Annotated in this window: 21 protein-coding genes and 3 pseudogenes; 10 read left to right on the forward strand and 14 right to left on the reverse strand. The window is 67.0% G+C overall.

Annotation, left to right across the window (positions count from 1 at the left end; translation table 11 throughout):
- Positions 1-36: 36 nt before the first annotated feature.
- From SALPAC4_RS25605 to SALPAC4_RS0122710, 3 genes and pseudogenes are all read right to left on the reverse strand, one after another.
- Positions 37-218 (reverse strand): annotated as a pseudogene (locus tag SALPAC4_RS25605) (hypothetical protein).
- Positions 215-442 carry a type II toxin-antitoxin system Phd/YefM family antitoxin gene (locus tag SALPAC4_RS0122705; protein ID WP_019872318.1) on the reverse strand — a complete coding sequence of 76 codons (228 nt, stop codon included), beginning with the start codon at positions 440-442 and terminating at the stop codon, positions 215-217. The pseudogene SALPAC4_RS25605 and the gene SALPAC4_RS0122705 overlap by 4 nt, the downstream one beginning before the upstream one ends.
- Positions 443-582: 140 nt before the next feature.
- Positions 583-1,854 (reverse strand): MFS transporter, encoded by a 1,272-nt coding sequence (locus SALPAC4_RS0122710; RefSeq protein ID WP_019872319.1) that lies wholly within the window; start codon positions 1,852-1,854, stop codon positions 583-585.
- A 272-nt stretch (positions 1,855-2,126) separates the two neighbouring features.
- On the opposite strand from SALPAC4_RS0122710, the gene SALPAC4_RS0122715 reads away from it, so the two are divergent.
- Positions 2,127-5,942, forward strand: a complete 3,816-nt coding sequence (locus tag SALPAC4_RS0122715; RefSeq protein ID WP_019872320.1) for a carbohydrate binding domain-containing protein — start codon at positions 2,127-2,129, stop codon at positions 5,940-5,942.
- Positions 5,943-6,079: 137 nt separating this feature from the next.
- Here SALPAC4_RS0122715 and SALPAC4_RS0122720 read toward each other — a convergent pair whose 3' ends face one another.
- A complete protein-coding gene (locus SALPAC4_RS0122720; RefSeq protein ID WP_019872321.1) occupies positions 6,080-6,268 on the reverse strand; it encodes a DUF397 domain-containing protein in 189 nt (62 codons plus the stop codon).
- A complete protein-coding gene (locus SALPAC4_RS0122725) occupies positions 6,261-7,148 on the reverse strand; it encodes a helix-turn-helix domain-containing protein (RefSeq protein ID WP_027645010.1) in 888 nt (295 codons plus the stop codon). Before SALPAC4_RS0122725 ends, SALPAC4_RS0122720 begins: the two co-directional genes overlap by 8 nt.
- A gap of 318 nt (positions 7,149-7,466) precedes the next feature.
- On the opposite strand from SALPAC4_RS0122725, the gene SALPAC4_RS27005 reads away from it, so the two are divergent.
- From SALPAC4_RS27005 to SALPAC4_RS0122740, 3 genes are read left to right on the forward strand one after another with little or no spacing between them, the layout of a single operon-like run.
- Positions 7,467-7,676 carry a hypothetical protein gene (locus SALPAC4_RS27005; RefSeq protein WP_019872323.1) on the forward strand — a complete coding sequence of 70 codons (210 nt, stop codon included), beginning with the start codon at positions 7,467-7,469 and terminating at the stop codon, positions 7,674-7,676.
- Complete coding sequence (locus SALPAC4_RS0122735) at positions 7,676-7,870, forward strand: hypothetical protein (protein WP_019872324.1); 195 nt, start codon at positions 7,676-7,678, stop codon at positions 7,868-7,870. The genes SALPAC4_RS27005 and SALPAC4_RS0122735 overlap by 1 nt, the downstream gene beginning before the upstream one ends.
- Positions 7,867-8,118, forward strand: coding sequence for a hypothetical protein (locus SALPAC4_RS0122740; protein WP_019872325.1), 252 nt, complete (start codon positions 7,867-7,869; stop codon positions 8,116-8,118). Before SALPAC4_RS0122735 ends, SALPAC4_RS0122740 begins: the two co-directional genes overlap by 4 nt.
- Here SALPAC4_RS0122740 and SALPAC4_RS0122745 read toward each other — a convergent pair.
- Positions 8,115-8,591: an NUDIX hydrolase gene (locus tag SALPAC4_RS0122745; RefSeq protein WP_018737390.1), complete on the reverse strand. Its 477-nt coding sequence runs from the start codon at positions 8,589-8,591 to the stop codon at positions 8,115-8,117. The genes SALPAC4_RS0122740 and SALPAC4_RS0122745 overlap by 4 nt on opposite strands.
- Positions 8,592-8,668: 77 nt before the next feature.
- Between SALPAC4_RS0122745 and SALPAC4_RS0122750 the strand changes: the two genes are divergently transcribed.
- A complete protein-coding gene (locus SALPAC4_RS0122750; RefSeq protein ID WP_027645011.1) occupies positions 8,669-9,067 on the forward strand; it encodes an NUDIX hydrolase in 399 nt (132 codons plus the stop codon).
- A 108-nt stretch (positions 9,068-9,175) separates the two neighbouring features.
- Here SALPAC4_RS0122750 and SALPAC4_RS0122755 read toward each other — a convergent pair whose 3' ends face one another.
- The 3 genes and pseudogenes from SALPAC4_RS0122755 to SALPAC4_RS0122765 form a co-directional block, all read right to left on the reverse strand.
- On the reverse strand, positions 9,176-9,889 hold the full coding sequence (locus tag SALPAC4_RS0122755) for an esterase/lipase family protein (RefSeq protein ID WP_027645012.1): 714 nt from the start codon (positions 9,887-9,889) through the stop codon (positions 9,176-9,178).
- Between the two features lie 308 nt (positions 9,890-10,197).
- A pseudogene (locus tag SALPAC4_RS0122760) lies at positions 10,198-10,752 on the reverse strand (IS701 family transposase); the annotation flags it as partial.
- Positions 10,752-11,972: a DUF418 domain-containing protein gene (locus SALPAC4_RS0122765; RefSeq protein ID WP_019872329.1), complete on the reverse strand. Its 1,221-nt coding sequence runs from the start codon at positions 11,970-11,972 to the stop codon at positions 10,752-10,754. The gene SALPAC4_RS0122765 and the pseudogene SALPAC4_RS0122760, both read right to left, overlap by 1 nt.
- 80 nt (positions 11,973-12,052) lie before the next feature.
- Here SALPAC4_RS0122765 and SALPAC4_RS0122770 point away from each other — a divergent pair, with 80 nt between their 5' ends.
- Together SALPAC4_RS0122770 and SALPAC4_RS0122775 are read left to right on the forward strand one after the other, a co-directional pair.
- Positions 12,053-12,784: a TetR/AcrR family transcriptional regulator gene (locus tag SALPAC4_RS0122770; RefSeq protein ID WP_019872330.1), complete on the forward strand. Its 732-nt coding sequence runs from the start codon at positions 12,053-12,055 to the stop codon at positions 12,782-12,784.
- Between the two features lie 864 nt (positions 12,785-13,648).
- Positions 13,649-14,443: an MBL fold metallo-hydrolase gene (locus SALPAC4_RS0122775; protein ID WP_027645013.1), complete on the forward strand. Its 795-nt coding sequence runs from the start codon at positions 13,649-13,651 to the stop codon at positions 14,441-14,443.
- A gap of 128 nt (positions 14,444-14,571) precedes the next feature.
- Here the strand turns inward: SALPAC4_RS0122775 and ggt are convergent, their stop codons facing one another.
- Positions 14,572-16,404 (reverse strand): gamma-glutamyltransferase, encoded by a 1,833-nt coding sequence (gene ggt, locus SALPAC4_RS0122780; RefSeq protein WP_027645014.1) that lies wholly within the window; start codon positions 16,402-16,404, stop codon positions 14,572-14,574.
- Positions 16,405-16,699: 295 nt separating this feature from the next.
- Positions 16,700-17,326: an SAM-dependent methyltransferase gene (locus SALPAC4_RS0122785; protein WP_019872333.1), complete on the reverse strand. Its 627-nt coding sequence runs from the start codon at positions 17,324-17,326 to the stop codon at positions 16,700-16,702.
- An 89-nt stretch (positions 17,327-17,415) separates the two neighbouring features.
- On the opposite strand from SALPAC4_RS0122785, the pseudogene SALPAC4_RS28705 reads away from it, so the two are divergent.
- A pseudogene (locus tag SALPAC4_RS28705) lies at positions 17,416-17,658 on the forward strand (helix-turn-helix domain-containing protein); the annotation flags it as partial.
- Positions 17,659-17,803: 145 nt separating this feature from the next.
- Here SALPAC4_RS28705 and SALPAC4_RS0122790 read toward each other — a convergent pair.
- From SALPAC4_RS0122790 to SALPAC4_RS0122800, 3 genes are all read right to left on the reverse strand, one after another.
- A complete protein-coding gene (locus SALPAC4_RS0122790; RefSeq protein WP_019872334.1) occupies positions 17,804-18,595 on the reverse strand; it encodes a class I SAM-dependent methyltransferase in 792 nt (263 codons plus the stop codon).
- Between the two features lie 298 nt (positions 18,596-18,893).
- Positions 18,894-19,751 carry a class I SAM-dependent methyltransferase gene (locus SALPAC4_RS0122795; protein WP_019872335.1) on the reverse strand — a complete coding sequence of 286 codons (858 nt, stop codon included), beginning with the start codon at positions 19,749-19,751 and terminating at the stop codon, positions 18,894-18,896.
- A gap of 54 nt (positions 19,752-19,805) precedes the next feature.
- Positions 19,806-22,415 carry an ABC transporter permease gene (locus SALPAC4_RS0122800; RefSeq protein WP_027645015.1) on the reverse strand — a complete coding sequence of 870 codons (2,610 nt, stop codon included), beginning with the start codon at positions 22,413-22,415 and terminating at the stop codon, positions 19,806-19,808.
- Between the two features lie 605 nt (positions 22,416-23,020).
- Here SALPAC4_RS0122800 and SALPAC4_RS0122805 point away from each other — a divergent pair.
- Together SALPAC4_RS0122805 and SALPAC4_RS0122810 are read left to right on the forward strand one after the other, a co-directional pair.
- Positions 23,021-24,658, forward strand: coding sequence for a peptide ABC transporter substrate-binding protein (locus SALPAC4_RS0122805; protein WP_027645016.1), 1,638 nt, complete (start codon positions 23,021-23,023; stop codon positions 24,656-24,658).
- Positions 24,659-24,937: 279 nt separating this feature from the next.
- The gene (locus tag SALPAC4_RS0122810; protein ID WP_027645017.1) at positions 24,938-26,575 is read left to right on the forward strand and encodes a peptide ABC transporter substrate-binding protein; all 1,638 of its coding nucleotides are present in this window, start codon (positions 24,938-24,940) and stop codon (positions 26,573-26,575) included.
- The last annotated feature ends 10 nt before the right edge of the window (positions 26,576-26,585 follow it).

The raw sequence follows: 26,585 nt of genomic DNA on the forward strand, positions 1-26,585 counted from the left end.
CTCGGCTGGGCACCGAGTTACCGAGCGGATGACGGGTCAGACGTTGAGGAGGTCCACGTCGTACCGCGCAATCGACCCGTCGCGCGAGGCCAACGTCAGGCCTTCCGTAGTTGCCTGTGCCACCAGCATCCGGTCGAAGGGATCAAGGAATGCCGGTTCCAGGTTTGCTCGCCGGTAATGGCCCAGAGCGCGACGTGGGTATCCAGTAACAGGCTCATGCGCTGATGCCGAAGTCACCGGCGATCTCGTCATTGGTGTGGGCCGAGTCCCAATCACCGGAGAGATCCACCTGCCCGCGGAGGGAGCCGATCGCGGTGCGGTTGACCCGGCGCACCAACGGCACGACTTTCGCCACGGGAGTGCCCGCCCGGTCGATGAAGACCTCCTCACCGCCTTCCACCCGCTCGATGATGCGGGACAGGTGGGTCTTGGCGTCATGCATGTTGTAGTGCGCAGCTTCGGTCAACCTAACCACCTCCCAGATTAGCTAACGCCTTAGCCGAACGCGCCGGGTTGCTTCGCTGATCGCGCAGCAGTCCAGGCAACGGCCGGCACACTGCGAGTGGGGCACCCGGGAGTCAATCACGTCGCCGCCGTCGCCGGTAGTTCGCGTGCTGCCGCCAGCGGTGACAGGAAGGCCGGCAGGAACGCGGCTGTCATCCCGACCACCCCGATGAACAGTACGGCTTGGGCGCCGAGCAGCCCGCCGAGTAGCCCGCCGAGCAGTGCACCGATCGGCATGCTGCCCCATTGGACGAAGCGGACGGTGGCACTCATCCGGCCCAACAGTCGGTCCGGTGTGGCGGCCTGTTGGAGCCCCACCTGCGAGACCAAACGGATCACACCGCCGGCGGAGACCAGGGCCAATCCGGTCGCCGCGAGCCAGAGCGACCAGCCTGGCCGGGCGAGCGGCAGTATCGCGGCGGTCGGTGCCGTGCACAGTGTCGCCAGCCAGACCGCCGGGCCGGGGCCGATTCGGTCGATCACGCGGCGGGCGAGCAGCGCACCAGTGAGTCCGCCGGACGCCATCACCGAAAGCACCAGGCCGATGCCGAACGAGCCAAGGTGCAGGTGCTGGGAGAGGAACACCAGCAGCATGGTCTGGTACGTGATGAGGAAGAGGCTGAAGATGCCGTCGGTGAACAGGATCGGGCGTAACAGCGGGTGGCCGAGCACGAACCGCAGCCCTTCCCTGACCTCGCGGATGAGATGCCGGGTGACAGCATGCTGCGGCCGTGGCTCCGGCTTGCGGATCCGGAGCACGCCCAGCGCGGACAGCAGCATCCCGGCGGAGCTGACGACCAGGGTCAGCGGTGCGCCGAACCCGGCGACCAGCGGTCCGGCCAGGCCCGGGCCGCTGATGCTCATGGCGGAGCGGGCTGCGGCGATCTTTGCATTCCCCTCGACCAGGCGCTCGCGGCCGATCAGGGCGGGGAGATAGCTGGTGTAGCCGATGTCAAACAGCACGGTCATCATGCCGTGGACGAGCGCAACCGCGAACAGCAGCCCGATCGTCAACGCATCTGCCCACCAGGCCAGGGGTACGAGCAGCAGCAGCGCCGCCCGGACCAGATCCGTGCAGATCATGACCGGGCGCTTGCGCCAACGGTCCACCCAGGCACCCGCTGGAAGCCCGATCAGCAGTGAACCGGCGGTCGTCAGAGCTGTCAGTACGCCGACTTCGAACTCATCGGCGTCCAGCCAGACGATTGCCACCAGTGGCAGCGCGAGAAATACGAACCGGTCAGCGAGCTGACCGGCCAGGGTCGCGCCATAGAAGCGGCGGAAGTCCGCTACCCGAAACAGGCCGAGACGAGGCGATCGGGAAACCTGGTCCCGGGTTACCGAGGACATGTGTCGACTTCTGTCACATCAGCTCCGGAATGGACTGGAGGGCGCGACGGAGAGTATCACCGCCAATCGGCTCTCATCAGTGCCGCCGCCCCGAACGGGCTTGCGCCAAGGCGTGGCGACGGCGAGACCGGCGGCTGCGACAGGGTGTGGGCGACGCATCCACCCCTGCCGCTCGTTACCCACCTGTTACTTCCTGAAAACGGCGCGAGCCAATATGTTGTAGCTTACAACAATCGATGGGAGCGTTCCCGACCCCATCCACAGGAGGCACCGTGCATCCAGAACCTGATCGCAGGCGGGGCGGCAGGCGTACCCGAACCGCCGCCCTGCTCACCCTCACCCTCACCGGATCCCTGCTGGTCCTGCCCGGGGCCGCGCAGGCCCTGCCCGACCCAACCCCCGCCGCCAACACCGCCGTCGCGCCAGCGCCGGCCGGTGCCGTGCAGACCGTCGAGGACTACGAGGACGGCGTACCCCCCGAAGTCCTACTCTTCGCCTCCAGCGATCCCGAGCGGCCCGAGGTGGGCACCGTCGCGAGCGACGACCGGCCCGGCGCAGGCGGCGACAACGACGCCTTCTCCGTCCGGTACGACATCGAGGGCTGGGGTGGCTTCACCCACAACTTCATCGCGCCGGACGGCCACCAGGACTGGCGGGCGTACGACGGGTTCTCGTTCTGGGTGAAGGGGGACGGCAGCGGCCGGCAGGTCCAGTTCGAAATCAAGGACGGCGGCGAGCACGGTGAGGCGTCGGAGCTGTGGGAGTCGTTCTTCATCGACGACTCCACCGGCTGGAAGCAGGTCCGGACGACCTTCCCCAACTTCGCCTGGCGCACCAGCTACCAGCCAGCGGACGGCCCGAAAGACAAGGAACTGCAGCTCGACCGAATGTGGGGGTTCGCGGTCAACCTGCCGCAGGGCGCCGGTGAACTGCACTTCGACCAGGTGGAGCTCTTCACCAACGTGGCGACGGTCGCCGACTTCGAGGCCCCGCAGCCACAGCTCAACCCGCCCGCAGGGGAGCCCGGCATCATCACCTTCAGCGGCGATGACTCCCGCATCCCGCAGCTGAGCTACGTCGACGCGTCCCGCGACGGCACGCCCGCCGACAACCAGGCCCTCTCCGTGGCCATCGACACCACCACCAGCTGGGCCGGCTTCGGGCAGAACCTGAGCTTCAACACCGAACCGCAGGACTGGAGCAGCTTCGGCGGCTTCCGGTTCTGGTACTTCAGCCCGCTGACCGTGCCACCAGCCGCGCCCGGCGCCGGGCGCCGCATCGACGTGGAGATCAAGGACGGCGGGGCGGACGCCGAACACAGCGAGCTCTGGATCACCAGCTTCACCGAGGACTGGGTCGGCTGGCGCCTGGTCGAGCTCCCGTTCTCGCAGTTCAAGTACCGCACCGACTATCAACCCATCGGCGGCATCAACCAGGAGCTGGACCTCGACCAGATGTGGGGCTACGCGATGCAGCCCCGCTCCGGGTACGCCGACACCTTCCGCATCGATGACGTTGAGGTCTACGGCGTTCCGCAGGTCGGGCCCACAGTGCGAGTGGCGGCCGACCCAGCGGTCAGCCTCCTTGACGAGGGCGAGTCGACCACCGTCACGATCCGGCTCACCAACACCGATGACGCGCCACTGGACGACGAGGTGACCCTGCGGTACGCCACCGGCGCCGGCACGGCCACCCCCGGCGAGGACTACGAGCCGGTGGAGGGAGAGTTCGTCCTCCCCGCCGGCACCGCCTCCGGAACCACCCGACAGATCACCGTCCACACCCGCTCCGACGAGCAGGCGGAAATGGCGGAGACCATCCCGCTGACCCTCTCCGGCAACGGCATCGCCGTACCCGAGAACCCACCGAACATCGTGCTCAACGCGCACGACCTGCCGTACCTGGACGCCTCCCGGCCGGTTGCCGAGCGGGTCGCCGACCTGCTCGGGCGGATGTCGGTTGAGGAGAAGGTCGGCCAGATGACCCAGGCCGAGCGGAACGCCCTCGACTCGCCGAACGACCTGGCCACCTGGCGACTCGGCTCGCTGCTCTCCGGTGGCGGCTCGACGCCCACCCCGAACACCCCCGAGGCCTGGGCGGACATGGTCGACGGCTACCAGACGTACACGTTGCAGACCCGACTGCAGATTCCGCTGCTCTACGGCGTTGACGCGGTGCACGGCCACAGCAACGTCCAGGGCACCACGATCTTCCCGCACAACATCGGGCTCGGCGCGGCTCGAGACCCGGAGCTGGTCGAACGGGTCGGGCACGTCACCGCCGAGGAGACCCGGGCGACCGGTCCGCAGTGGTCGTTCGCACCCTGCGCCTGCGTCGCTCGCGACGACCGGTGGGGGCGCACCTATGAGGCGTACGGGGAGGACCCGGCGCTGGTGATCGCCAACGAGACCGTGATCGACGGGCTCCAGGGCCACGAGCTGGCCGACCGGAAGGACGCCGACCGGGTGCTCGCCTCCGTCAAGCACTACGCCGGCGACGGCGGGACCGAGTACCGGCCGGGCGACGGGGGGTACCCGATCGACCAGGGCGTCGTTGTCATGAGCCGAGAAGAGTTCGACCGGGTCCACCTGGACCCATACATTCCGGCGGTGCGTAAGCACAACGCGGGAACGATCATGCCGTCGTACTCCAGCGTCGACTTCACCGAGGACGGGGTCGGCAACCCGGTCAAGATGCACGCCCACAAGGAGCTGCTCACCGACGTCCTGAAGGAGGAGATCGGCTTCGACGGCTTCCTGATCAGCGACTACGCCGCGATCGACCAGATCCCCGGGGACTACGACAGCGACGTACGTATTTCGATCAACGCCGGGCTAGACATGATCATGGTGCCGAACGAGTACCAGCGCTTCGAGGAGACGCTGCTCGGCGAGATCGAGGCCGGGAACATCCCGATGTCCCGCATCGACGACGCGGTCAGCCGAATCCTCACCCAGAAGTTCCACCTCGGACTCTTCGAGCAGCCGTTCACCGACCGGACCAACCTGGCCGATGTGGGCTCGCCCGAAAACCGGGCGGTGGCCCGCGAGGCCGCCGCGAAATCCCAGGTGCTGCTCCGCAACACTGATCAGGTGCTGCCGCTGGCCAACACCGGCAAGCTCTACGTCGCCGGCGCCAACGCCGACGACATCGGCGCGCAGGCCGGCGGCTGGACCATCACCTGGCAGGGCGGCAACGGCGACATCACCCCCGGCACCAGCATCCTCGACGGCATCCAACAGGTCGCGCCGGACACCGAGGTCACCTACAGCGCCGACGCCTCCGCCCCGCTGGACGGGCACGACCGGGCCATCGTCGTGGTGGGCGAGCAGCCGTACGCGGAGGGCATCGGCGACGTCGGCAACAACGGCTTCACCATGACGTTGAGCGCCGCCGAGCAGGACACCGTCAACACGGTCTGCTCAGCGGTAGACGAGTGCGTCGTACTGGTGATCTCCGGTCGTCCGCTCGTGCTCGACGACGCGCTCGCCTCCGCCGACGCCGTGGTGGCCTCCTGGCTGCCCGGCACCGAGGGGGCCGGCGTCGCCGACGTACTCTTCGGCGAGCAGCCCTTCACCGGTCAACTGCCGGTCTCCTGGCCGCGTTCGTTGGACCAGGAGCCGATCAACGTCGGTGACGCCAGCTACGACCCGCTCTACCCGTACGGCTGGGGCCTGCGCACCGACGCGACCCAGGACCGGCTGCACGAGCTGCGGGCCGAGCTGGCCGGGATCGAGCAGGACGGCTGGACCCAGGCCGCGGTGCAGGTGCTGGACCTGTCGCTGCGCAACGACAGCTCCTGGCAGGACGACGGCTCGGTCCGCGACGAGCGGCGGGTGGTCACCGAACTGACGGTGGTCTCCACCCTGCTGTCCTTCAGCAGCCGGGACATCGCGGCACAGCACGAACTGCTGGTGTCGACGCTCCGAGATGTCGCGCAGGCGGCGATCGTACGGGAGGGTGTCACCGCCCCCTCGGCGACGCGGACCTCGACCCTGACCGCGGACGCGGAGCACGCGCTCCTGACCGGCAAGCCGACCACGGCGACGTGGAAGCTCGCCGCGGCCTGGCGGATCGCGGCCGGCTGACGGCACCCCAGTTGGGCGGCGCCCGGGGTCAACCGAACCCGGACGCCGCCCAGCACCACACGAAGGCCCGGCCCCCTGAATGGGCCGGGCTTTCTGCTGCCGTCGGGTTCCCCGGAAACCGGGCTTCCTGGGGCTGGTCAGTGCTGCTTGACGTGGCGCACGAAGACCCGCCACGCCACCGGACCGAACACCAGGGCCGGCCCGGTCGAATCCTTGGAGTCCCGAACACCCACGAGGTCAGGAAGGTTGTCCGCGACCTCCACGCAGTCGCCATTCGCGCCGCTGCGGGTGGACTTGCGCCAGACAGCGCCGACTAGGTTACTCACGGTTATTCATCTCCTCGATCAGTGTGGTTACAAACTTGTCTGTCTCGTCCGGGTCAAGAGCCTTTTTCGCTAGGTCTGCCCACACTGCATCGTACGTTTCGGTCTCGCCAGGCTTGTCGAGGTAGAGCGCCCCCGTCAGTGACTCACTGTATATGGTCGACGGCTCGTGTCTACCAGCCTCGTCTGGCGGGAAGTCCAAGACAGTGAACGCCCCCGAAACCGATGCTCGATGTGGCCCGACCCCAAGGGGCAGTGCCCGCACACTGACGTGGGGTCGCTCGTTCGCCTTGAGCAGGTGCCACAACTGCTGTGCCATTGCGCCTGGAACAGCGGGGGTGCGCCGCAGCGCCCCTTCACAGATGATCACTTCCAGATGGGGTGGCGGGGGGAAGTGACGCGACAGTAGGCCCTGCCGCTCCATCTTCACCGCCATGCGTCGCTCGACATCCGCATCTTCCAGGTCAGGCCGATCCGCTCGGACCACCGATTCCATGTACGCGTGCGCCTGAAGTAGGCCGGGGATCAACGCCGGCTCGTACTTGCGTATCCGGGTGGCCGCACCTTCTAGGCCCACATACAGCTCAAACCAACCCGGGACGGCATCCCCGTACGCGTGCCACCACCCTTTGGCCTTGGTTTCTCGTGCCAGGGCGACCAAACCTGCCGTCATGTCCGCTGCGACCTCGTAAAGCTGGCAGAGGATCTTGACGTCAGTAGCACGAACCGGGACGGATCCCTTCTCAATGCGCCAGATCTTCTGCGGGCTGCACTCCAACTCATCTGCAGCCGCCTTGATCGTGATGTTGGCACTCTCCCGTTGCGACCGCAGAAACCTACCGAGCTGCCTTCGAGGCACCGTGGATCCTGCATCTGATTCCATGATCCTCCTTCCATGGCGGAACACATGCACACGCTCGATGGAATACCTTCCGGGAAACTTCCGCCACGGTCAATATTCTCCAGCAAACACCGCCAGGGAATATTGCATGACCCTCCCCAAGTCCAGCATGAAGGCATCGACGTGCCATCAGGAGGATGAGGTGTCCGTAACTGCCGCCGCGTTGACACTGGCGATTGGCCTAGCAACAGGGCTGTTGATCTCTCGAAAGTCCGGCACTTGGTGCCCGACGTGCAGCGAGACGAAGCGCTGCCTGCGGTCCCACGACCACCCCCGCTCAAGGTTCGACAGGAGGCAACGATGATCATCCCAGCGGACCTACCAAAACGGGCAGCTCGGGCGGCACCCGCTGAATTGATCAATTCCCAGCGTCCGCCCATCACCTCTGAGGAGGAGCTTGATCGTCTGCTGTCCGGCCTTCGCGCGGTCGGTCGAGCCCGCGTTGGCTACACCCAGCACCCCACCGACGATGTCCTTGAAGCTGTGCTCACCGGGCTGCGGAGGCTCTGATGGCCGACCACAACCGGCCCGAAGAGTTGCGTCCCCGCCGTGATCCGTCCGGCCCACCCCGCTTGCCGGACGGCGACCGGGTGCACCCGGAGTTTCCGCCGGACATCAACCCACCCACTGCCCGCCAGAAGCTGCTTACCGCCCTGATCGTGGTAATCGTCCTCACCGCCATCGTGATCGGGGCATTCCGGTGACCGACCGGCCGCATCTGCCGATGCGGCCCCTGTGGGGCTGCGAGACCTGTCGAGCCGCGTGGCCATGCTCCTCAGCCCGAGTCGCCCTCCTGACCGAGTATCGCGACAACCGTGTCGCGCTCCGCCTCTACCTGGCGGCACTCATGGCCGAGGCGGACGCCCAACTCGCGCAGGTCCACAAGGCGTCCGACCTCTATCAACGCTTCCTGGCGTGGACCCAGCCACAGTGGCACAGCCACCGCCGCTAGCCGCTCCGCGCCTCGCACCAGGGGCCATCCGGCTGCAACGCGCGAAGCACGGTCACCAGCTCCGGCGGCTCGACTGGATCTGGAAGCGAGGTCAGATCCGTCCACGAAACCCACGCATGCGAATGCAGTTCGACCTGCTCGTTCGGGAGAAGACCGGTCCGGGTCAGCGCTGGCCGGTCCGCAGCGAAGTGCGCCACGAAGAAGTCCTCCGGACCGACATACCGCTTGCCCTTCCAGCGCACAGTCCGCTCGACCGGCACCGACCGGTCAAGGACCGCCCCGGGATCCAGTCCGGTCTCCTCCATCAGCTCCCGTCGTGCCGCCGCCAGCGGCGTCTCGCCTGGCTCGATGCCGCCGCCGGGCGGTTCCCACAGCCATACCCCGTCAACTGGATCATGCCAACGCAGCAGAAGCACACGGCACGCGGCGTCCAGACAGATCACCCGCGCTGCCGGCCGATAGATTGCCTTCATCACCGCGACCCTAGCTCGTCTCGCCCGGGCTGTACGTGATGACGGTCATGGACAGTCAGACCACTCCGGAGTGTCAATTGATCACCATCGACAAGATCGCCTGGATCCGCCTTGAGAACGGTGCGATCCTCAGCTCCCGATCACGCGGTAAGGACGTTTACTACATCCCGGGCGGCAAACGAGAACCCGGCGAAGGCGACCTTGACACGCTCGTCCGCGAGATTCAGGAAGAACTCAGCGTGACCATCACCCCCGACACCGCCACGCATGTCGGAACCTTCCGCGCCCAGGCCCACGGACACCCAGCCGGAATCACGGTCCAGATGACCTGCTACACCGCCGACTACCAGGGCCTCCTGCAACCCAGCAGCGAAATCGAGGAGATCGTCTGGCTCACCCACGCCGACCGTCACCGGGTCTCCCCAGTCGATCAAATCATTTTCGATCATCTACACGAGATGGCCCAGCTGCGCTAGCCACGGGTGCGGATCCATTCAAGAGCCCACCCCTGGCTGGTTGCGGTAGCTCTTGGGCTGGAGATCCGCCGCTCGCCGGGCAGGACTGTGGTCGCCCGCTGGCCGCTGTCAGGCGATGAAGTCGCGGACCTTGGTGTAGTTACTGGCGTCCTCGTTCATCTCGGTATGCTCTACGCAGCCCACCGACATATTTGCCGCACCATCGAGTTTTGCGGAAATGTCAGGATCGATGACTGCGTCGCAGGTGGACCAGAGGGTGGCGTAGCTCACGCTTCCCGGCGTCTCGTCTCCCGAGTTCAGGGAACGGAGGAAGCTACTCCCCCAGAACATTTCCCTGCAGGACTTGTAGACGGGACAGAACACGGACGCCTCGGTTCCGTCACCCCCATTGACCACGGGGAGGAATACGGCCACATTGGTTCCGTGGTTCACGCCAGCTATGGAAACGAAGTCGTCCACGGTTTCCGTCCCGCCCATGTACTTGATGTACCAGCGGGAGCTGAGGGCACCCATGGAGTGGGCGACGATGTCAACCTTCGTGGCACCGGTCGCGGCGAGCACCTCCTGCACCTTGGTCTGGAGTTGCGCAGCGGTGGTCGCGTTGGACTGTTTCCAGTCGTAGGACCAGGCGTATAGCTCGGAACTCTGGTAGCCGTCCGCCCTGAACCTGTCGATCCATGCGTTCCAATCGCTGGCATCGGTGGTCATTCCATGGACGAAGACGACGGGGTTCCGAGCAGCGGCGGCGGCGGACGACGGAGTAACCAGTGATGCCGCCACTAGCAGCGCGGCGACGACGGCGGTACGGATAGAACGTCGCACAGGGTTCCTTCCCACTGTAGTTGGCGGGAGAGCCCACGCCGGGCTGAAGCCCACCGATGGTCATGTTTAGAACGCCCGCATCGTGATGAACACGGATTCGAAACGTGCACGGGTGTCCGTGCGTGACCGACGCTAGTGACGAATACCGTTCAGGCCATCAGTTGGCGACCATGAATTTTTCGTCAGGGTTCACCCCGAGGGACCCAGAAGCCCACTCGCTCTAGTACTGCAGCGGCAGTTGGTCCGGGATAGCCGTGTCGTCGTTAGTGGCAGGTTCGGGCTTGGTGTTGGCGTCGTCGGCGCCAGCACTCGCGGGGGCCGTGGGCCCCGGCGCCGGCGGACAGCCGGCACCATGCTCGGGCCGGTAGGGCGGCGATCAGCTTGTCTGCTCGGCAGGTGCCCATCGTGGTGGTGATCATGTCGTCGTTGCGGCGGGTCGCGACCGCATAACCCACATCCCGGTGTTCCAACCACACCCGCAACGACTTCGACTGCCCGTAAGCCTCGTCCATCGTCACCCAGCTGACCGGTACTGCGGCGTCCAACGCGCGGCCCAGCATGTCCCGGGCCATCTGGACCTTCGTGGCGAACCCGACCTCGTCCGGGATCCCCGCGGCTCGACAGCGGTCCCGGTCATCGGTCCACGACGTCGGGAGGTAGAGCTGCCGGTCGATCAGGGCGTGGCCCTTCACGGACCGGTAGGCCAGGAACGTCCCGACCTGGCAGTTCTCCGTCCGCCCGGCAGTGCCGGAATACTGCCGTTGCACCCCGGCCGACCGGGTGCCCTTCTTCAGAAACCCGGTGTCGTCGACAATCAGCACACCGGCCGGGTCTGCGAGGTGCTCGATCACGTAGTCCCGCACTAATAGCCGCCGGGGGTACCGGTCCGCGCCATCCCCGGCCGTTCTCCGTTCGTCACCCACCGCAGCGCCCACTCCGCCGGCCCGTACCGCTGTCGTCGCAGCCACCACGCGCTTACCGCGAGCTGCACCGCGAAGATCAGCAATGCCAGCCCGGTCGTCCCCATTGGCGACACACTCCCGGCCAAGCCAAGCCCGACACCGCTGAAGATGAGCAGCCCAAGAAGCGATTGCCCCAGGTAGTTGGTGAGCGCGATCCGCCCCGCCGGTGCCAGGGCCGGCCGCACGAACGCCAGTCGCGGGCTGTGCATCATCCGCAGCAGCGTGGCCACGTACGCAGCCGTCAGCAGCGGCGCGGTCGCCGCGCTCACCGCCACGGCCAGCGTCTCGCCGTTGCCGCCACCCAGCGTGTACACCACACCGCCCGCGATCCCTACGGGGAAGCCGATCCACTGGATCCGCCGCAGCACCGGCTCGTGACCGCGCACGCCCGCGAGGAGCCGTCGCCGGCCGGCGACCATGCCCAGCAGGAACATCGCCAGCGCCGTTGGCCCCTGGAACGTCGCGGACTGGAGCACCAGGAGGGGGAGACCGGAGAGGTTGTGGCCGATGACGTCGCCCCATCCGCCGAGCATCGCGGCCGTTGCCTGCTCGCCGTTGGCCAACGCCTCGGCCTGGGTCGGCAGGAACGCGGAGGAGTCCACGAGGAGCCCGCTGGTCAGCAGGCTCAGCAGCACGATCCCGTAGAGCAAGCCGGCGACGCGCAGCGCCGTCCGGTCGCGTACCCGCCGCATCCCGAGGAGGGCCAGGCAGACCACCGCGTAGGTCATCAGGATGTCGCCGCCGTACAGGAACACCGTGTGCAGGGCACCGAGGATGAACAGGCCGGCGATCCGGCGCAGCATCCGCGGCCCGAACGCCGCGCCCGCGCGCTCCGCCGATGCCATCTGCAGGGTGAAGCTGTACCCGAACAGGAACGAGAAGAGGACGTAGAACTTCATGTCGACGAACACTGCGGACACGTCCCGCGCCAGGTCGTCAAAGAGCGAGGAGAACGCCGGGTCCGGAACGAGGTTGCCGGGGTAACCGGAGGCCATGAAGGTGATGTTCACGACGAAGATGCCGAGCAGCGCGAAGCCTCGCACGGCGTCAACGTCGTGGAGGCGCTGCCGGGCGGGCGCCCGGTTCGCCGTGGCGCCTATCGCGCTCGCTGATCCGTCCATATGCTTCTACTTCCACTCACGCAGTTAGTGTACCGGAGATACTATCCATGGGACACAATAAACCGTCAACCGCCGGAGAGGTGCCCGCCGACTTGGCGCGGCTCTGGCGGCTCTCGGCGTCCGCACGACGCGGCCGGCCCGCCGAACTCGACGTCGACCGGGTCGTCGGCGCCGCTGTCGACCTGGCCGACCGGGAGGGCCTGGACGGGGTGACCCTCCAGAAGGTCGCGCAGGCGCTCGGCTTCACCAAGATGTCGCTGTACCGGCACGTGGGCTCGAAGGAAGAACTCGTCGAGCTGATGGCCGACCACGCCACCGGGTCCGCCCCCGGGCTCGACGCGGACAGCTGGCGCGACGGCGTGCACTGGTGGGCGGCGGCGATCCGCGCCCGGTACGCCGAGCACCCGTGGCTCGTGGAGGTTCCGGTCGTGGGCCCGCCCCGAGGGCCGAACGCCATCGGCTGGATGGACGCGTTCCTGCGGGTCCTGTGCGACACCGGCCTGGATCCGGGGACGAAGGCAGGCGTCCTCGTCGTCGTCAGCGGATACGTGCGCAACGCGATCCAGCAAGGCCGGCAGATGGCGGAGGGCCGCCGCGGCACCGGGCTTAGCCAGGCGGATAATGAACAGAACTACGGCCGGGCCCTCGCTGCGCTCGTCCACCCCGAGCGCTTCCCGGAGGCCGCACTGCTGTTCAAAGCAGGCGCCTTCGAGACGGAGCCAGGCGAAAACCCAGAGGACCAAGACTTCGTTTTCGGCCTCGACCTGATCCTCGACGGCGTCGAGGCAGCCATCGCGCGAATCAATCGATGACGGGCGTCAAGTAGCCCCCGGGGTTCTGGTCACAGCTCGCCGACCCGCATCGGACCCCGGTCCGGCGCCGGACCGGCGTGTCACCAACTCGGCAAACCTCTGTGATCAGCGCACTTGCCGTCGGCTGCCCGGCGCAAAAGGCGATTTGAGGGCCACTTCAGACGGCCAGCCTCGGTCGGATAGGCGTTGGTGGCCGAGGAATACGATCCGGTGACTACCGCGAGCTGCCTTGCCCGACACCTGTTGACACAATCTGGTGAGCCCAGATAGCCGTTAAGCTGCGAAAACTCCCCACTGAAAGTCAGCCTCAGGCATCGCGATTCCCAGAGAATCAGCGACACGTCGTGCGCATCGCTGTTGCGGATCGTCGGCAACAACGTCGAGGCCTTCTCCTTCGTCCCGGTCGAACACACACCCGCAACAAACCTCAGCCGCGCAATCCACATGCCCGGACGCGCCGACGAACGCCGAGACGCCGACTCGTGCCCGGACCGCCAAGTTCAACGCACTCCACGACTCGCCATGCTGTGCAGAACCGGCTACCTCCCAGGCTACTCGACCCGAAGCCGGCCGAACCGTTTAACGAAATCCCGTAGAAGCGCGACGGCAATTCAGCAAAGCCTCAACGCTCAGCTTCGACTTTGGATTGCGAGCCAAACCCAATACTGCAGCGGTAGTAGCCGAATCGAGTTCGGTTCGCGTTCGTCGGTCCGATTGTGCCGGCCTCGTGGTCCTGCTACCCACCGCTCCGGGTACGCCGAGGCGGATCGAGCAGCTGTTCACAGTAGTGCCGTGGCGGTTGCGACGAAGTCGAACTACCGTCAAGTCACGGACAAACAGACGTTCCTCCGTGAGGAGTTGGTCGTGGCCACAGCTCACACCACCGCCGGGCAGTTCCCCGTCCGCGTCCTCGGCGGCCCGACCGCCCTCTTCGAGTACGGCGGGTTGAAGTTCCTCACCGATCCGACCCTCGACGCTCCGGGCGACTACTACGCGGCAGGCCAAAAGATCCTCACCAAAACCGCTCCCCCTTCCGGCGGTGTCGTCGACCTCGGCCACGTCGACGTGGTCCTGCTCTCGCATGACGAACATCCCGACAACCTCGACAACTCCGGCCGAGCCCTGCTCGCAGACGTCCCCCTCACGCTCACCACGCCCGAGGGTGCGCAGCGCCTGGGCGACGGGGCCATAGGGTTGGCCGACTGGCAGCCAATCAAGCTGGATCGCCCCGGCAGTGGCACGATCACCGTGACCGGCGTGCCCGCCATCCACGGACCCGGCGCGCGCGAGGATGTTGAACAGGTCACCGGCCAGGTCGTGGGCTTCGTCTTGACCGGCGAGGACCTGCCGACCTACTACGTCAGCGGCGACAACGCCTCGCTCAACCTCGTGAAGGAGATCGCGGAACGCTTCGGACCAATAGACACAGCCATCCTCTTCGCCGGTGCCCCGTGCTTCCCTGGCCTACTCTTCGACGGTGCGCCCATCGTCCTTACCAGCGCCCAGGCCGCTGAGGCAGCCAGAATCCTCGGCGCTCGCCGGGTGGTTCCCGCCCACTACGACAGTTGGGCCCATTTCACCGAGGGTCGCAACGAACTCGTCACCGCTTTCACCACCGCCGAGCTGGCCGACCGTCTGGACCTGGAGAGTCGACGCTGAACGGGGCAGTCCACAACGACGACCTGAAGTCCGTCGTTTGGACCGCCACCGTCGAGTCGATCCTGATCAGAGTCCGAGGTGGACGCGCAACACTCCAGCAAGTGGCTAACCAAAACTGAGACAGGACACTAGCTTCGCTCGGGGGGACAGTCCGGTGCCGGTCGCAGCACGGCGGCGGACCCGCCGCCGCGACGGGTCGGCTCCGCCACAGCCACCAGCCGGTGCCGGTCTTGGAACTCGATCGCGGTCGCCGCACCCAACTCGGCGACCGGTTGGAAGGATGGCTGACCGAGCGCGACGAGTCCCGACTCATAGTCGGCAATGAATGCTGGCTCCGCCGTCGGTGCGTCGCTGTTGCGCTGCGACGCGCGGGGAGCCGCGATCGCCTCAGGCAACGACATGCCCCGATCGATACGGTTGAAGAGGATCTGAAGCACCGTTGTGATGATCGTGGAGCCACCTGGGCTACCCACCGCCAGGAACGGCTTTCCGTCGTCGAGCACGATCGTGGGCGACATGGAGCTACGGGGCCGCTTTCCCGGCGCGGGCAGATTCGGGTCCGGCGGCGCTCCGGCCTGCTGAGCGAACGAGAAGTCGGTCAGCTCGTTGTTCAGGAGGAAGCCACGATCCGCCACCACCATGGCGTTTCCGCCGGTCTGCTCGAGCGTGAAGGTGTATTCAACGACGTTGCCCCAGCGGTCAGCGACCGTCAGGTTCGTGGTGCTCTTTCCCTGCTCGCCACCGGTGGACGCCGTAGCCGGGTGGAGGCTGCCGTACGGTTCGGGTAGCTGCCCGGGTGCGGCTGGTTTCGGCAGTGCCGAATCAGGCTCGAACCCGCCCCGGGTGGCCGCGAACCGGTCGGAGAGCAGCGTGCGCAGCACCCGCCGGTCGGTGTCGTCGCCGACGTAGGCGTTCCGGTCGGCGAAGGCCAGCGCGCTGGCGTCGAGGTAGACGCTGAGCATCTCGGCCGTGGACCAATCGCCTGGGTCGAACCGCTCCATGATGTTGAGCGCTTCACCAACAGCGGTGCCTCCGCTGGATGGCGTCGACATTCCGTAGATGTCGTAGCCCCGGTAGTCGGAGTGGGTCGGTGCGGGGAAGCGCAGCTCGTAGCGGGCAAGATCCGCGGCGGTCAGCCCACCCGCACGGATCGGGTGCGGCCAGGGCCGCGTCGGAGAGTCAGCGACCGGTGGGCGCTGCACGGTCGCTGCGATGTCGGCACCGATCGGCCCTGCGTAGAACGCTTCGACGCCGCGCCGCGAGATCAGGCGGTAGGTGTCGGCGAGGTCCGGATTGCGGTGGGTGCTACCGACCTCCGGTGCCCGCCCCCCGGGCAGGTAGAGCTGTGCCGAGGAGGTGAACTGCGCGAACATCTCCGCGTTCGCCACCACGTGTTGGCGGAAGGTGGCATCGACGGCGAACCCCCGCTCGGCGACCCTGATCGCGGGAGCCAACGACTCGGCGAGACTACGAGTGCCCCACTTACGCAGCGCCGCGTCCCAGGTCAACGGGGTGCCCGGCACCCCGACGGAGAGGCCGCTGACTCTGGCCGCCCCGAATGGGAGTGGTTGGCCGGTTGCCGGGTCGACGAACGTGTCCTCCCGGATCGACGCGGGCGCGTCCTCCCGGCCGTCAATGGTGTGCACCCGCCCGGACCGGGCGTCGTAGTAGACGAAGAAGCCGCCGCCACCGATGCCCGCCGAGAAGGGCTCTGTTACTCCGAGGGTCGCGGCGGCCGCCACCGCCGCGTCGACGGCGTTACCCCCGCGACGCAGCACGTCGCGCCCGACGGCCGTCGCGGTGGCATCAACGGTTGCCACCGCTCCGCCGGAACCGACAGCCGTGGAGCTGGAACTGACCGGTGGTGGCACCGCAGGCCCGGCCGCGACCACCGGTGTCGCCGCTGTCACCAGCCCCGCGGTGACGGCCACAGCGGTCAGCCCTACTCGAAAGGCCCTCATTCTGTCCCCTCACGTCGATGACGTTCTCGGTCTTCGCCAGCCGCCGGCTCGAACTTGGGTGACGGATGTAGCACATTGACAGATGTGGAGGCGACTCGTCCAAAATCATGACCGACTCGGGTCGCTGCTGAACGCTAAGCGCAGTAGCTCTAGTGGCTCGAACGTGCTGACGGCGGTTTGACGGCTGTGACGATGGTAGATGGTAGCTAGTGCCGTGTCACCACGTATGGCCTTTCTGTCCTGCTGTGGAGCTGCCTTCTGTCGTGCGATGGGGCTGGTGATGTCCTGCTGGTTGTCAAGCCGTGCGGCGGATGATTAGCACGTGATCGGCGACCTCTGCGGTGCTCCCGTCCGGTCCCGTTGCGACCCTGCGGGAGACGTCGGCCCGTTCGACCGTCCAGGTCGACGAGTCCAGCCCGATGTCCTCGGCGACCTCCTGCGGGCTCGGGAACCGGATGCTTGGGTCCTGGTTCCAGGACCACGGCGCGATTGAGCCGTGGTCGACGACCAGCATCCGTCCCTGTGGACGCAGGGCTTGCGCGGCGGAACGCAGAATGGGCGCCCGGTCAAGGTCAAGCGGGGTGTGTAGGTACTGAACAGAAATCAGATCGAACTTCCCGTGTGGGAACGAACTACTCAGATCACACTGCACGGCAACGACCCGGTCGGCGAGGCCCCGCGCACCGGCTAGGGTAGCCAGCCGCTCGACCGCGACAGTCGAGACGTCGGTAGCAGTGACGCGCCAACCTTGGCCGGCAAGCCACAGTGCGTCGCCGCCGTTGCCACAACCGAGGTCCAGCGCATCACTAGCCGGCAGGTGCGCGGCGATCTCGGTGAGGCAGACATTGGGTTGCGGGTTGGTGGCGGCCGGTCGGGACAAATACATGTCATTCCAGAACGTGACCGTGTCGGCGGCTGGCATCGGCGAAATCCTCCCGTTGGTGTCCACCCAGTCTCGGTGGGTCCCGGCGGAGTGACACGAAATTTTGCGCTTATGGCAAGCTAGGCTCCGTGGACCGTGATGCGGACGACGCGCTCGGTGGGGCCATGCTGCGTGCCTAGCGTCGGCACCGTAGCCGCACCCTCGCTGACGTCTCGACAGCAACCGTGTACCCGACGAGGGCACCACTGTCCCGCCTGGAGGGCGGGCAGCACCAGGCGACCCTGGAGTTGCCGCTCCCCCTGGCCCGCATTTACAACGTTCCGCGTGCTCAACGGGCAACTGCGACTGGCACTCAGAGAACGCGACTCACCGGGCAGGTACAGACCCACCTCGGCGTGGGCGTGCAATCGGCGGCGCGACCAACTACCGCACCCGTGGCTTGGCACGCGGTGGCCGTGTCGCCGGTGCGGCACGCCGGTTGGCGACACCTGCCGTCGGCCCCGCCACATCGGAGCTTCAGGAACGGCAGACAATCTCGCCATGCAGAACGACGAACCAGGCATCCGCTGCCGCAGCCCACTCCCGCCAGCCATCAGCGATACGGCGCAGGTCCCCAGCCGTGGCAGCGCCCGAGGTCAGCAACTGTCGGGCCAGATCCGAACTCCGGATCCGCTCGGCCCACATCTCACCCCACCATCGCGTCTCCGCCGACGTGGCGAAACACCACGTGCTCGCCGACGCTCGTACGTCAGTGAAGCCGGCGGCGTGGGCCCAGGAAAGTAGGCGTCGGCCGGCATCCGGCTCGCCTGCATTGGCGCGGGCGGCCTGCTGGTACAGGCCAAGCCACTCATCCAACGCAGGAACCCGAGGAAACCAGGTGAACGCCGCATAGTCGCTGTCCCGCACGGCGATAATTCCGCCGGGACGGGAAACCCGGCGCATCTCACGCAGCGCCCGGATCGGATCAGCGACGTGCTGAAGCACCTGGTGGGCGTGGACGACGTCGAACGCGCTGTCGGGGAAGTCGAGTGCGTGGACGTCGGACACCGCGAAGTTGATGTTGCGTTGACCCCGTGAGTCGGCCTCCGCGCGGGCGAGTTGGAGCGCATCACCGCTGATCTCTACGGCGGTGACGGGTCCGGGTGCAACGCGGGCCGCCAGGTCGACGGTGATAGTGCCCGGCCCGCAACCGATGTCGAGCACCGACATACCCGGCACGAGGTGCGGAAGTAGGTAGGCCGCCGAGTTCTCGGCAGTACGCCACCGGTGCGAGCGCAGCACCGACTCGTGATGCCCGTGGGTGTACACGTTCGGTGCTGCTGGCATGAGCGAATCTCCTCGACCGGGTGCGCCCACCATAGCCACGCGGTCCCTCGATCCGGCGGCGAATCTCGTCATTCAGTGGTTGCGGTTGGGGACAGGTCTGCCCAACGCGCTGGGCGCGGTGAAGGTGCTCAGCCGGATCGAAGTTGGGGCGGCAAGCAGGTCAGTCACGAGCCGTCACTCGCCACCAACAGCACTGCGGCTGTGCAGCCGGCTACGGTAGCGAACGACACGGTCCCGGGGCACAGCCGACTGCTCGAATCAGACGACGTGGCATCCATTCTCACAGCGCGGCCGCAGGTGCCGGGCCGCCCGGCCGGGGCACCGCGATCGTGATGCGTCCGACGGTGGTCAACATCAGGTCGCCCCCGGGCGCGCGAACGGATTCCAGCACCCGCGCCGCGTCGGTGGTCGCCGCGTCGAGCCGATCGGCCGGCAGGTGTTGTAGCAGTGCCCGCCCACCGTGCGACCACATCCACCGCATCCAGTGGTCCACATCCTGGAACCTGCTCTCGACCCGATGCTCACTGATCGCGGTGACGTCGAGGCCGGCCGCCGCCATCGTCGCCGTGATCGTCTGTTCATCGTCGAATGGGCCGGCGGTCGGCGCGGGCGGCGGCTGCTCCGCCGGTGGTAGGTGTGCGCCCAGGGCCTCCATCGCGGCGACGAAGGCCGGGTCGTACGCGCCGGGAGTGCTCACCACCAGCCGGCCCGTCGGACGTAGCAATCGCCCGTACGCCCGCAGGGCCTGCTCCGGCTCCGGCAGCAGAAAGACGACCATCCCGGCCAGCACCACGTCGAAGCTGTGGGGTGGAAGACTCGGCTGTTGGGCATCGCCAACCCGGACCTCGACCTGGGTCAGGCCGGCCCGGGCAGCGTCCTCGGCGGTGAGCTTCACCATCGTCGGGGCGAGGTCGATACCAGTGACGTGGCCGGTCGGCCCGGTGGCCGCGGCGGCGGGAAGGAGAACAGCTCCGCGACCACAGCCAACATCGAGGACCCGCTCACCCGGCAGAATGCCGGCACAACCGACGAGAGCCGCACCGAATGGTTCGAAGTAGGACACTCCGGTGCGGTCGTAGCTGGCGGCGGCCTGCTCGAACACCTCGACGATCGAGTTCGAGTGCGTACTGCTCGTCATTGACCCTCCTCCTCACCCGGCCCGGTGGGCCACGAGGGCAGAGTAGAACACCCGTCAGCAGTTCCGTTCGCCGATCGCGTCGGCGGGTGCGGCGCGCATCGCGAACCGGGTAGCCACCGTGATCGCTCCCCAGGAGAATGCGATGGTCACCGCGATAATCGCGATCGCCCCGAGGAGGGAGAAGCTCGGGGCGGCCGACTGGGTCAGCCCGAGGCTGAGGCCCACCAGCGGTGGGATCATGGCCAGTGCACCGAACAGCAGCGCCATGACGACAACGACCCGCGCCTCGCCGCTCACCATCTTGCGGACCTGGTCGCGACTGGCACCGATGAGTCGCAGCATCGCGAACTCACGCACCCGGGCCGTCGTCGCCATCACCAGCGTGTTCACGACGGCGATCGCGATGTAACCCAGCAACAGGGTCTGGAACAGCAGGTTGAGCGCCCAGTCACCGGTACCGCCAACCCCGGGCGCGGCCAAGAACCGCTCCCGCTCACCGACCTGGACGGTCGGAAAACGCGCGACCGCGCCGCGCAGCGCCTGCTGGAACGCCTTTTGGTCAGCCCCGTCGACGGCGCTGACCAACACCGCACTGTTGACCTGCGCGGTGGTGTGCGCAACCACGAGATCGTTGGGGAGGGTGACATCGCCGAAACCCAACCCGTTCTCGTAGATCGCCACCACCCGCGGTGTGAGCAGGTGTCCGTCGCCGAGGCGCAGCTCGATCGTCTCGCCGACGGTCCCGCGGACAGTCTCCGCGGCGATCCGGCTCAACGCCACTGTCTCGCCTCGTAGCTCGGTGATGTCGCCCTGGGCCACCGCGAGATCGATGGTCTCGGAGAGCCGGTCGGGTGTGACGCCCTGGGCGGCGAAAACCCTGGTCGCGGTGCTGTCCTCGGACGGGAAAGTCAACAACGCCTGACTCCGTGCCACCGGTGTGACCACGGCTGCCCCGGGTGTCTCCCGAACCGCGTCCACGACCTCTGGCGAGATCCCGGCGGCGGACGGGGCGGTCAGCGTGTAGTCAGCCCGCAGTCCCTCCGCAAGCTGCTGTTGTGCCCCGGCGAGCGTGGTGGAAGCTCCAAAAACCTGCACGGCGGCGAGCGTCACCCCCATCGCCAGCGGAGTGGCGGCCGCGCTGAGCTGCCGCCAGTTGGCCTGCGTGTTGGACCGGGCGAGGAAGGAACTGGCGGTGGTCCGTGGGTTCACCAACCGGCCGAACAACCGGAGCGCACCGTTGAACAGCAACGGTCCAAGACAGCCGAGGGCCACGACGAACAGCAGGACGGCGCTCGCGGCGGTATCGGCGGCCGAGTCGCCCGGCGACGCCACATTCCCGAGGGTGAGCAGCAGCCCGAGGGGGATGAGCAGGACACCGATGGTCAGCCGGACTTTCCCGAGCCGCTTGGGCTCGATCGCGACGTCGCCGAGCGCCTCAACCGGGCTGACCCTAGCCACCCGGCGGACGACCAACCAGCCGGCCAGTCGAGCGCTGATCACGCAGAGCACCAGCGCGGCGAGGAGCGGCAGCAATCCCACCTGCAGCGCGAAGTCCGGGGGCATCGCGCCGACGAGCACGAACACGCCGCGCATGGCGTAGGCGAGCGCGATGCCGGGGAGGGCACCGACCAACGCGCCGGCGAACGACACCAGGGTCATCTCGGCGCTGACCATTCCGTGAATCTGTCGCGGCGTCGTGCCGATGGCGCGCAGCAGGGCCAGCTCACGCCGACGCTGCCGTACCGAGAGCGCGAGGGTGCTCGCCACCACGAACACCACGATCAGCACCATGGTGCCGCCGAACGACGCGGCGGACTCCACCACCAGGCTGCGAGCATCTCCGACATCCAGGAACTCGACATCGCCGCGGTCGGCGCCGGTATGCACCACGACTTCGGGCACGGCGGCCTGGATGCGCTCGGCCAGGTCCTCCGCGGAGACCCCGGGTGCGGCCAACACGCCGATCGCGTCCACCCGGTCAGGGCGGCCGGAGAGCCGGGTCGCCTGCTCGTCGCTGAAGAAGAGGGCGGACTGCCGGTCGAGCGCGGCTGGCGCCGCCGCTATGCCCACCACCTGGTAGGCCGCCGGGGTGGAGCCGACCACGATCTGCGCGGTCGAGTCGACCGCCAGCCCGGCCCGAGCGGCCAGGTCGGCGTCGAGCACGACCTCTCCAGGCCCGGTCGGTGCCCGCCCCCGGTCTACGGTGAAGGGTGCGAGCGCCGCCGCAGACCAGCCGTGCCCGAGCACCGGGAAGTCGTGCGGTCCGGTCACCACGCCGCCGTCGGCGGCCAAGAGACTGACCTGGATATTGACATCTCCAACGGCCGAGGCGACGCCGGGAACAGCGGCGACCGCGGTGACCGTGTCGGCGGGTAGCGTCACCCGCTCGCGGTAGCGAACCTCCGCGCTCTCATCCAACCAGAAGGACTGCGGTGCACCGATCGTCACGGCCGCGCCCGCGTACCGCTCGGGGGTGACGCCGTTGCTGAGCCCGGACTGCAGCAGAACCCCGCACGCGGCGATCACGGCGGAGCCGACGACGATCGCGACGAAGGACCCGGCGAAGCCCCCCTTGTTTCCCTTGATCGTGCTCCAGGCCAACGCCAGGTCTCGGGGAAGCGGAAGCACGATGCGGATGAGCCGCCGGACGGCGCGGATCACCACTCGCCCAACCGCGCTACCGACCCACACCCGTTAGCCGCCGCGGTAGCGCGACTCGCGTGATCGACCAAGGTGACGTGTTGGAAATCTCTGGGCATATCGGCCAGCATGCCAGCCCTGAGCAAGGCCGTACCGCAAGCCTACTGTGGCACGGAGCTTCACCCCTGTCGATCGTGTTGATGGGCGTGGTCCGTAAGCCCCTCTCCGCCGCGATCTTGCCGGCGCCTGGACCGGAACCCCCGATCCGGACCTTGTTCCCCATCTCGCCGAATTCCGTTAATTGGTCAATCACACAGATAAAGCCTACGCATAATCGTATTCACGTCGCCGATCATCCACTTGGCTGAGCCACACCGCCCGCGGCACAAACCGATCAACGAGCCGCGCCAACTGTTCGGCGATGCGGCATCACCTGGTTGGACAATGGGTAGCTCCATAACCCCAGAACACGATTGCCGAATCTGCTGGATTAGTTCCGGGACGGGTGTACGGACCGTTCCGGCAAGGTACCGGATTGATAACGCGCCTGTTCGCCATCGCAATTTCGGTGTCACAGTGGCAAACACTTCGACGCCCTCGTGAGCCGAGCGCCCTAAGGAGGCACTCCTATGCGCGGGAAATTCCTGAAAGTAGTAGTAACGGCGACCGCTACCGCCATGCTCGCCACCGCCTGCACCGGCAGCGGCGACGACCCAGCGGAAGAAAAAGATCAATCCGGCGGCACACTGCGGGTTTACGCCTCAGAGCCGGCGTTTCTACGGCCCTCCGCCGCAGATGACCAGCCAGCGATCTACGTGATTCGTCAGCTTTACCGTGGTCTGGTCAAGTACAACGCCGACACCGGTGAGCCGGAGATGGACCTGGCCGAGTCGATCGAGTCGGAGGACCAGAAGCTCTGGACGATCAAGCTGAAGGACGGCTACACCTTCGACAACGGTGAGCCGGTCAACGCCGACGCCTTCATCCGCTCGTGGAACTACGCCGCCTACGCGCCAAACGCCGAGAACAACGGCTACTTCATGAACCGGATCGCCGGTATCGACGCGGTCCTGCCCAAGGACCCCGACGGCGACGGCCCAGCGCAGCCCCCGGCGCCGACGGCCGAGACACTGTCCGGGCTGCAGAAGGTCGACGACCTGACCTTCACCGTCGAGCTCAAGGCGCCGTTCAGCGGCTTCCCGACGATTGTCGGATACTCGGGATTCTTCCCGATGGCCCAGGCCTGCATCGACGATCCGGAGGCCTGCAACGAGACCCCGATCGGCAACGGCCCCTACAAGATCGACGGTCAGTGGGAACACGAGGTCGAGATCAACCTCGTCCGGAGCGACACCTGGAAGGGGGAACCGGGCAAGCCGGACGAGATCTACTACCGGATCTTCGCCGACGTGGACAGTGCCTACGCCGCCTTCCAGGCCGGCGAGCTGGACGTGATGTACACGATTCCGTCGGCGCGCTTCAAGGACGCCCAGGCCAGCTACGGCGACCGGCTGTACGAGCAGGAGGGCGACGTCATCAACTACGTCGGTCTGCCGCTGTACGACGACAGCTTCAAGGACAAGCGGATCCGCCAGGCGTTCTCGTTGGCGATCGACCGGCAGTCGATCATCGACGCCGTCTTTGACGGCCGGAACGTTGCCGCTACCGGCTTCATCGCGCCGCTCTTCGAGGGCGCTCGCGCGGGTGTCTGCACCTACTGCGAGCAGGACGTCGAGCAGGCCAAGGAGCTACTCGCGGCAGCCGGCGGCTGGCCAGAGGGCAAGAAGCTGACCCTGTGGGCCAACGCGGGTGCCAGCCACGAGGCCTGGCTGGAGGCGGTCGGCAACCAGATCAAGAGCGCACTGGGCATCGACTACGAGCTGAGGGTCAACCTGCAGTTCCCCGCGTACCTGGACGTTGCGGATAATCGGGGCTTCAACGGCCCGTTCCGGCTCGGCTGGGGCCCGGACTACCCGTTCCTGGAGACCTTCCTGACTCCGCTCTACGGCACCAACTCCGATGGCAACAACACCACCTTCAGCAACCCCGAGTTCGACAAGCTACTGGCGCAGGGCGACTCCGCCGCGACCACGGAGGAAGCCATCGCCTTCTACCAGCAGGCCGAAGACATCCTGGCCGAGGAGATGCCGGTCATCCCGATCTACTGGCGTAAGGAGACGGCGGTCTACAGCGAGAACGTCGACACCTTCGTCTGGAACCAGGTCTCCGGCGCTGACTACGGAGCGATCTCACTGAAGCAGAGCTGAGCCTCAGCAACCTGATCCAACCCGTGGGAAGGGGTGGCAGCAGCCGCGCATCGGCCCGGACGACTTGCGGGGCCGAAACCCAGCGGCTGCTGCCACCCCGACCACCACGCCGGCGCCGCCAACGGACGCGGTTCGGACAAATCGCTCTTGACTGATGTACGCACCGTCCCGGCCGGGTATCGGCTTGATAACACGCCTTCTCGAAATCGCGTGTCTGGTGTCACAGTGACAGGCACCTCACACCCCCTCGTGAGCCAAGCGCCCTGAGGAGGCACTCCCATGCGCGGGAAATTTCTGAAGGTGGCGGTCGCAGCGACCGCCACCGCCATGTTGGCCACCGCCTGTGGTGGTGGCAGCGACGATCCGGAGGACTCTGCCGGTCAGGCCGGCGGTCAGCTGCGGGTCTACGCCTCGGAGCCGGCGTTCCTGCTGCCATCCAACGGCGACGACGAGCCGTCGATCTACGTGATCCGTCAGCTCTACCGTGGTCTGGTCAAGTACAACGCCGACACCGGTGAGCCGGAGATGGACCTGGCCGAGTCGATCGAGTCGGAGGACCAGAAGCTCTGGACGATCAAGCTGAAGGACGGCTACACCTTCGACAACGGTGAGCCGGTCAACGCCGACGCCTTCATCCGCTCGTGGAACTACGCCGCCTACGCGCCGAACGCGCAGAACAACGGCTACTTCATGAAGCGCATCGCCGGCATCGACGCGGTCCTGCCCAAGGACCCCGACGGCGACGGCCCGGCAGAGGCCCCCGAGCCGTCCGCCGAGACGATGTCCGGGCTGCAGAAGGTCGACGACCTGACCTTCACCGTGGAGCTCAAGGCGCCGTTCAGCGGCTTCCCGACGATTGTCGGATACTCGGGATTCTTCCCGATGGCCCAGGCCTGCATCGACGACATCGAGGCCTGCAACGAGACCCCGATCGGCAACGGCCCCTACAAGATCGACGGTCAGTGGGAACACGAGGTCGAGATCAACCTGGTCCGGAGCGACAGCTGGAACGGTGAGCCGGGCAAGCCGGACGAGATCTACTACCGGATCTTCGCCGACGTGGACGCCGGCTACTCCGCCTTCCAGGCCGGCGAGCTGGACGTGATGTACACGATCCCGCCGGCGCGCTTCAAGGACGCCCAGGCCAGCTACGGCGACCGGCTGCACGAGCAGGAGGGCGACAGCCTCAACTACGTCGGCCTGCCGCTGTACAACGACAGCTTCAAGGACAAGCGGATCCGCCAGGCGTTCTCGATGGCGATCGACCGGCAGTCCATCATCGACGCCGTCTTCGACGGCCGGTACACCCCCGCCACCGGCTTCGTCGCACCGATCTTCGACGGCGCTCGCCCGGGTATCTGCACCTACTGCGAGCAGGACGTCGAGAAGGCCAAGGAACTGCTCGCGGCGGCCGGCGGCTGGCCCGAGGGCAAGAAGCTGACCCTGTGGGCCAACGCGGGTAACAACCACGAGGCCTGGCTACAGGCGGTCGGCGACCAGATCAAGAACGCGCTGGGCATCGACTACGAGCTGAAGGTCAACCTGCAGTTCCCCGAGTACCTGGAAAAGGCGGACAACCGGGAGTTCACCGGCCCGTTCCGGCTCGGCTGGGGCCCGGACTACCCGTTCCTGGAGACCTACCTGACTCCGCTCTACGCCTCCGGCAACGACAGCAACAACAGCACCTTCAGCAACGCCGGGTTCGACGACCTGCTGAAGAAGGGTGACTCCGCCCCGTCCCTGGAGGAGGCCATCGCCTTCTACCAGCAGGCCGAGGACATCCTGGCCGAGGAGCTGCCGGTCATCCCGATGTTCTGGCGGAAGGAGGCGGCGCTCTACAGCGACAAGGTCGACACCTTCGTCTGGAACCAGGTCTCCGGCGCCGCCTACGGCGAGACCTCGCTGAAGCAGAACTGAGCTTCAGCAA

The organism is Salinispora oceanensis, from assembly GCF_000383575.1.
Lineage (GTDB): Bacteria > Actinomycetota > Actinomycetes > Mycobacteriales > Micromonosporaceae > Micromonospora > Micromonospora oceanensis.

What these genes read in the sequence shown, in the direction of transcription:
- SALPAC4_RS0122705 (WP_019872318.1), bottom strand. Translation starts at nt 442, where the DNA reads ATGCATGACGCCAAGACCCACCTGTCCCGCATCATCGAGCGGGTGGAA.
- SALPAC4_RS0122710 (WP_019872319.1), bottom strand. Translation starts at nt 1,854, where the DNA reads ATGTCCTCGGTAACCCGGGACCAGGTTTCCCGATCGCCTCGTCTCGGC.
- SALPAC4_RS0122725 (WP_027645010.1), bottom strand. Translation starts at nt 7,148, where the DNA reads ATGGAATCAGATGCAGGATCCACGGTGCCTCGAAGGCAGCTCGGTAGG.
- SALPAC4_RS27005 (WP_019872323.1), top strand. Translation starts at nt 7,467, where the DNA reads ATGATCATCCCAGCGGACCTACCAAAACGGGCAGCTCGGGCGGCACCC.
- SALPAC4_RS0122735 (WP_019872324.1), top strand. Translation starts at nt 7,676, where the DNA reads ATGGCCGACCACAACCGGCCCGAAGAGTTGCGTCCCCGCCGTGATCCG.
- SALPAC4_RS0122745 (WP_018737390.1), bottom strand. Translation starts at nt 8,591, where the DNA reads ATGAAGGCAATCTATCGGCCGGCAGCGCGGGTGATCTGTCTGGACGCC.
- SALPAC4_RS0122765 (WP_019872329.1), bottom strand. Translation starts at nt 11,972, where the DNA reads ATGGACGGATCAGCGAGCGCGATAGGCGCCACGGCGAACCGGGCGCCC.
- ggt (WP_027645014.1), bottom strand. Translation starts at nt 16,404, where the DNA reads ATGAGGGCCTTTCGAGTAGGGCTGACCGCTGTGGCCGTCACCGCGGGG.
- SALPAC4_RS0122785 (WP_019872333.1), bottom strand. Translation starts at nt 17,326, where the DNA reads ATGCCAGCCGCCGACACGGTCACGTTCTGGAATGACATGTATTTGTCC.
- SALPAC4_RS0122795 (WP_019872335.1), bottom strand. Translation starts at nt 19,751, where the DNA reads ATGACGAGCAGTACGCACTCGAACTCGATCGTCGAGGTGTTCGAGCAG.
- SALPAC4_RS0122805 (WP_027645016.1), top strand. Translation starts at nt 23,021, where the DNA reads ATGCGCGGGAAATTCCTGAAAGTAGTAGTAACGGCGACCGCTACCGCC.
- SALPAC4_RS0122810 (WP_027645017.1), top strand. Translation starts at nt 24,938, where the DNA reads ATGCGCGGGAAATTTCTGAAGGTGGCGGTCGCAGCGACCGCCACCGCC.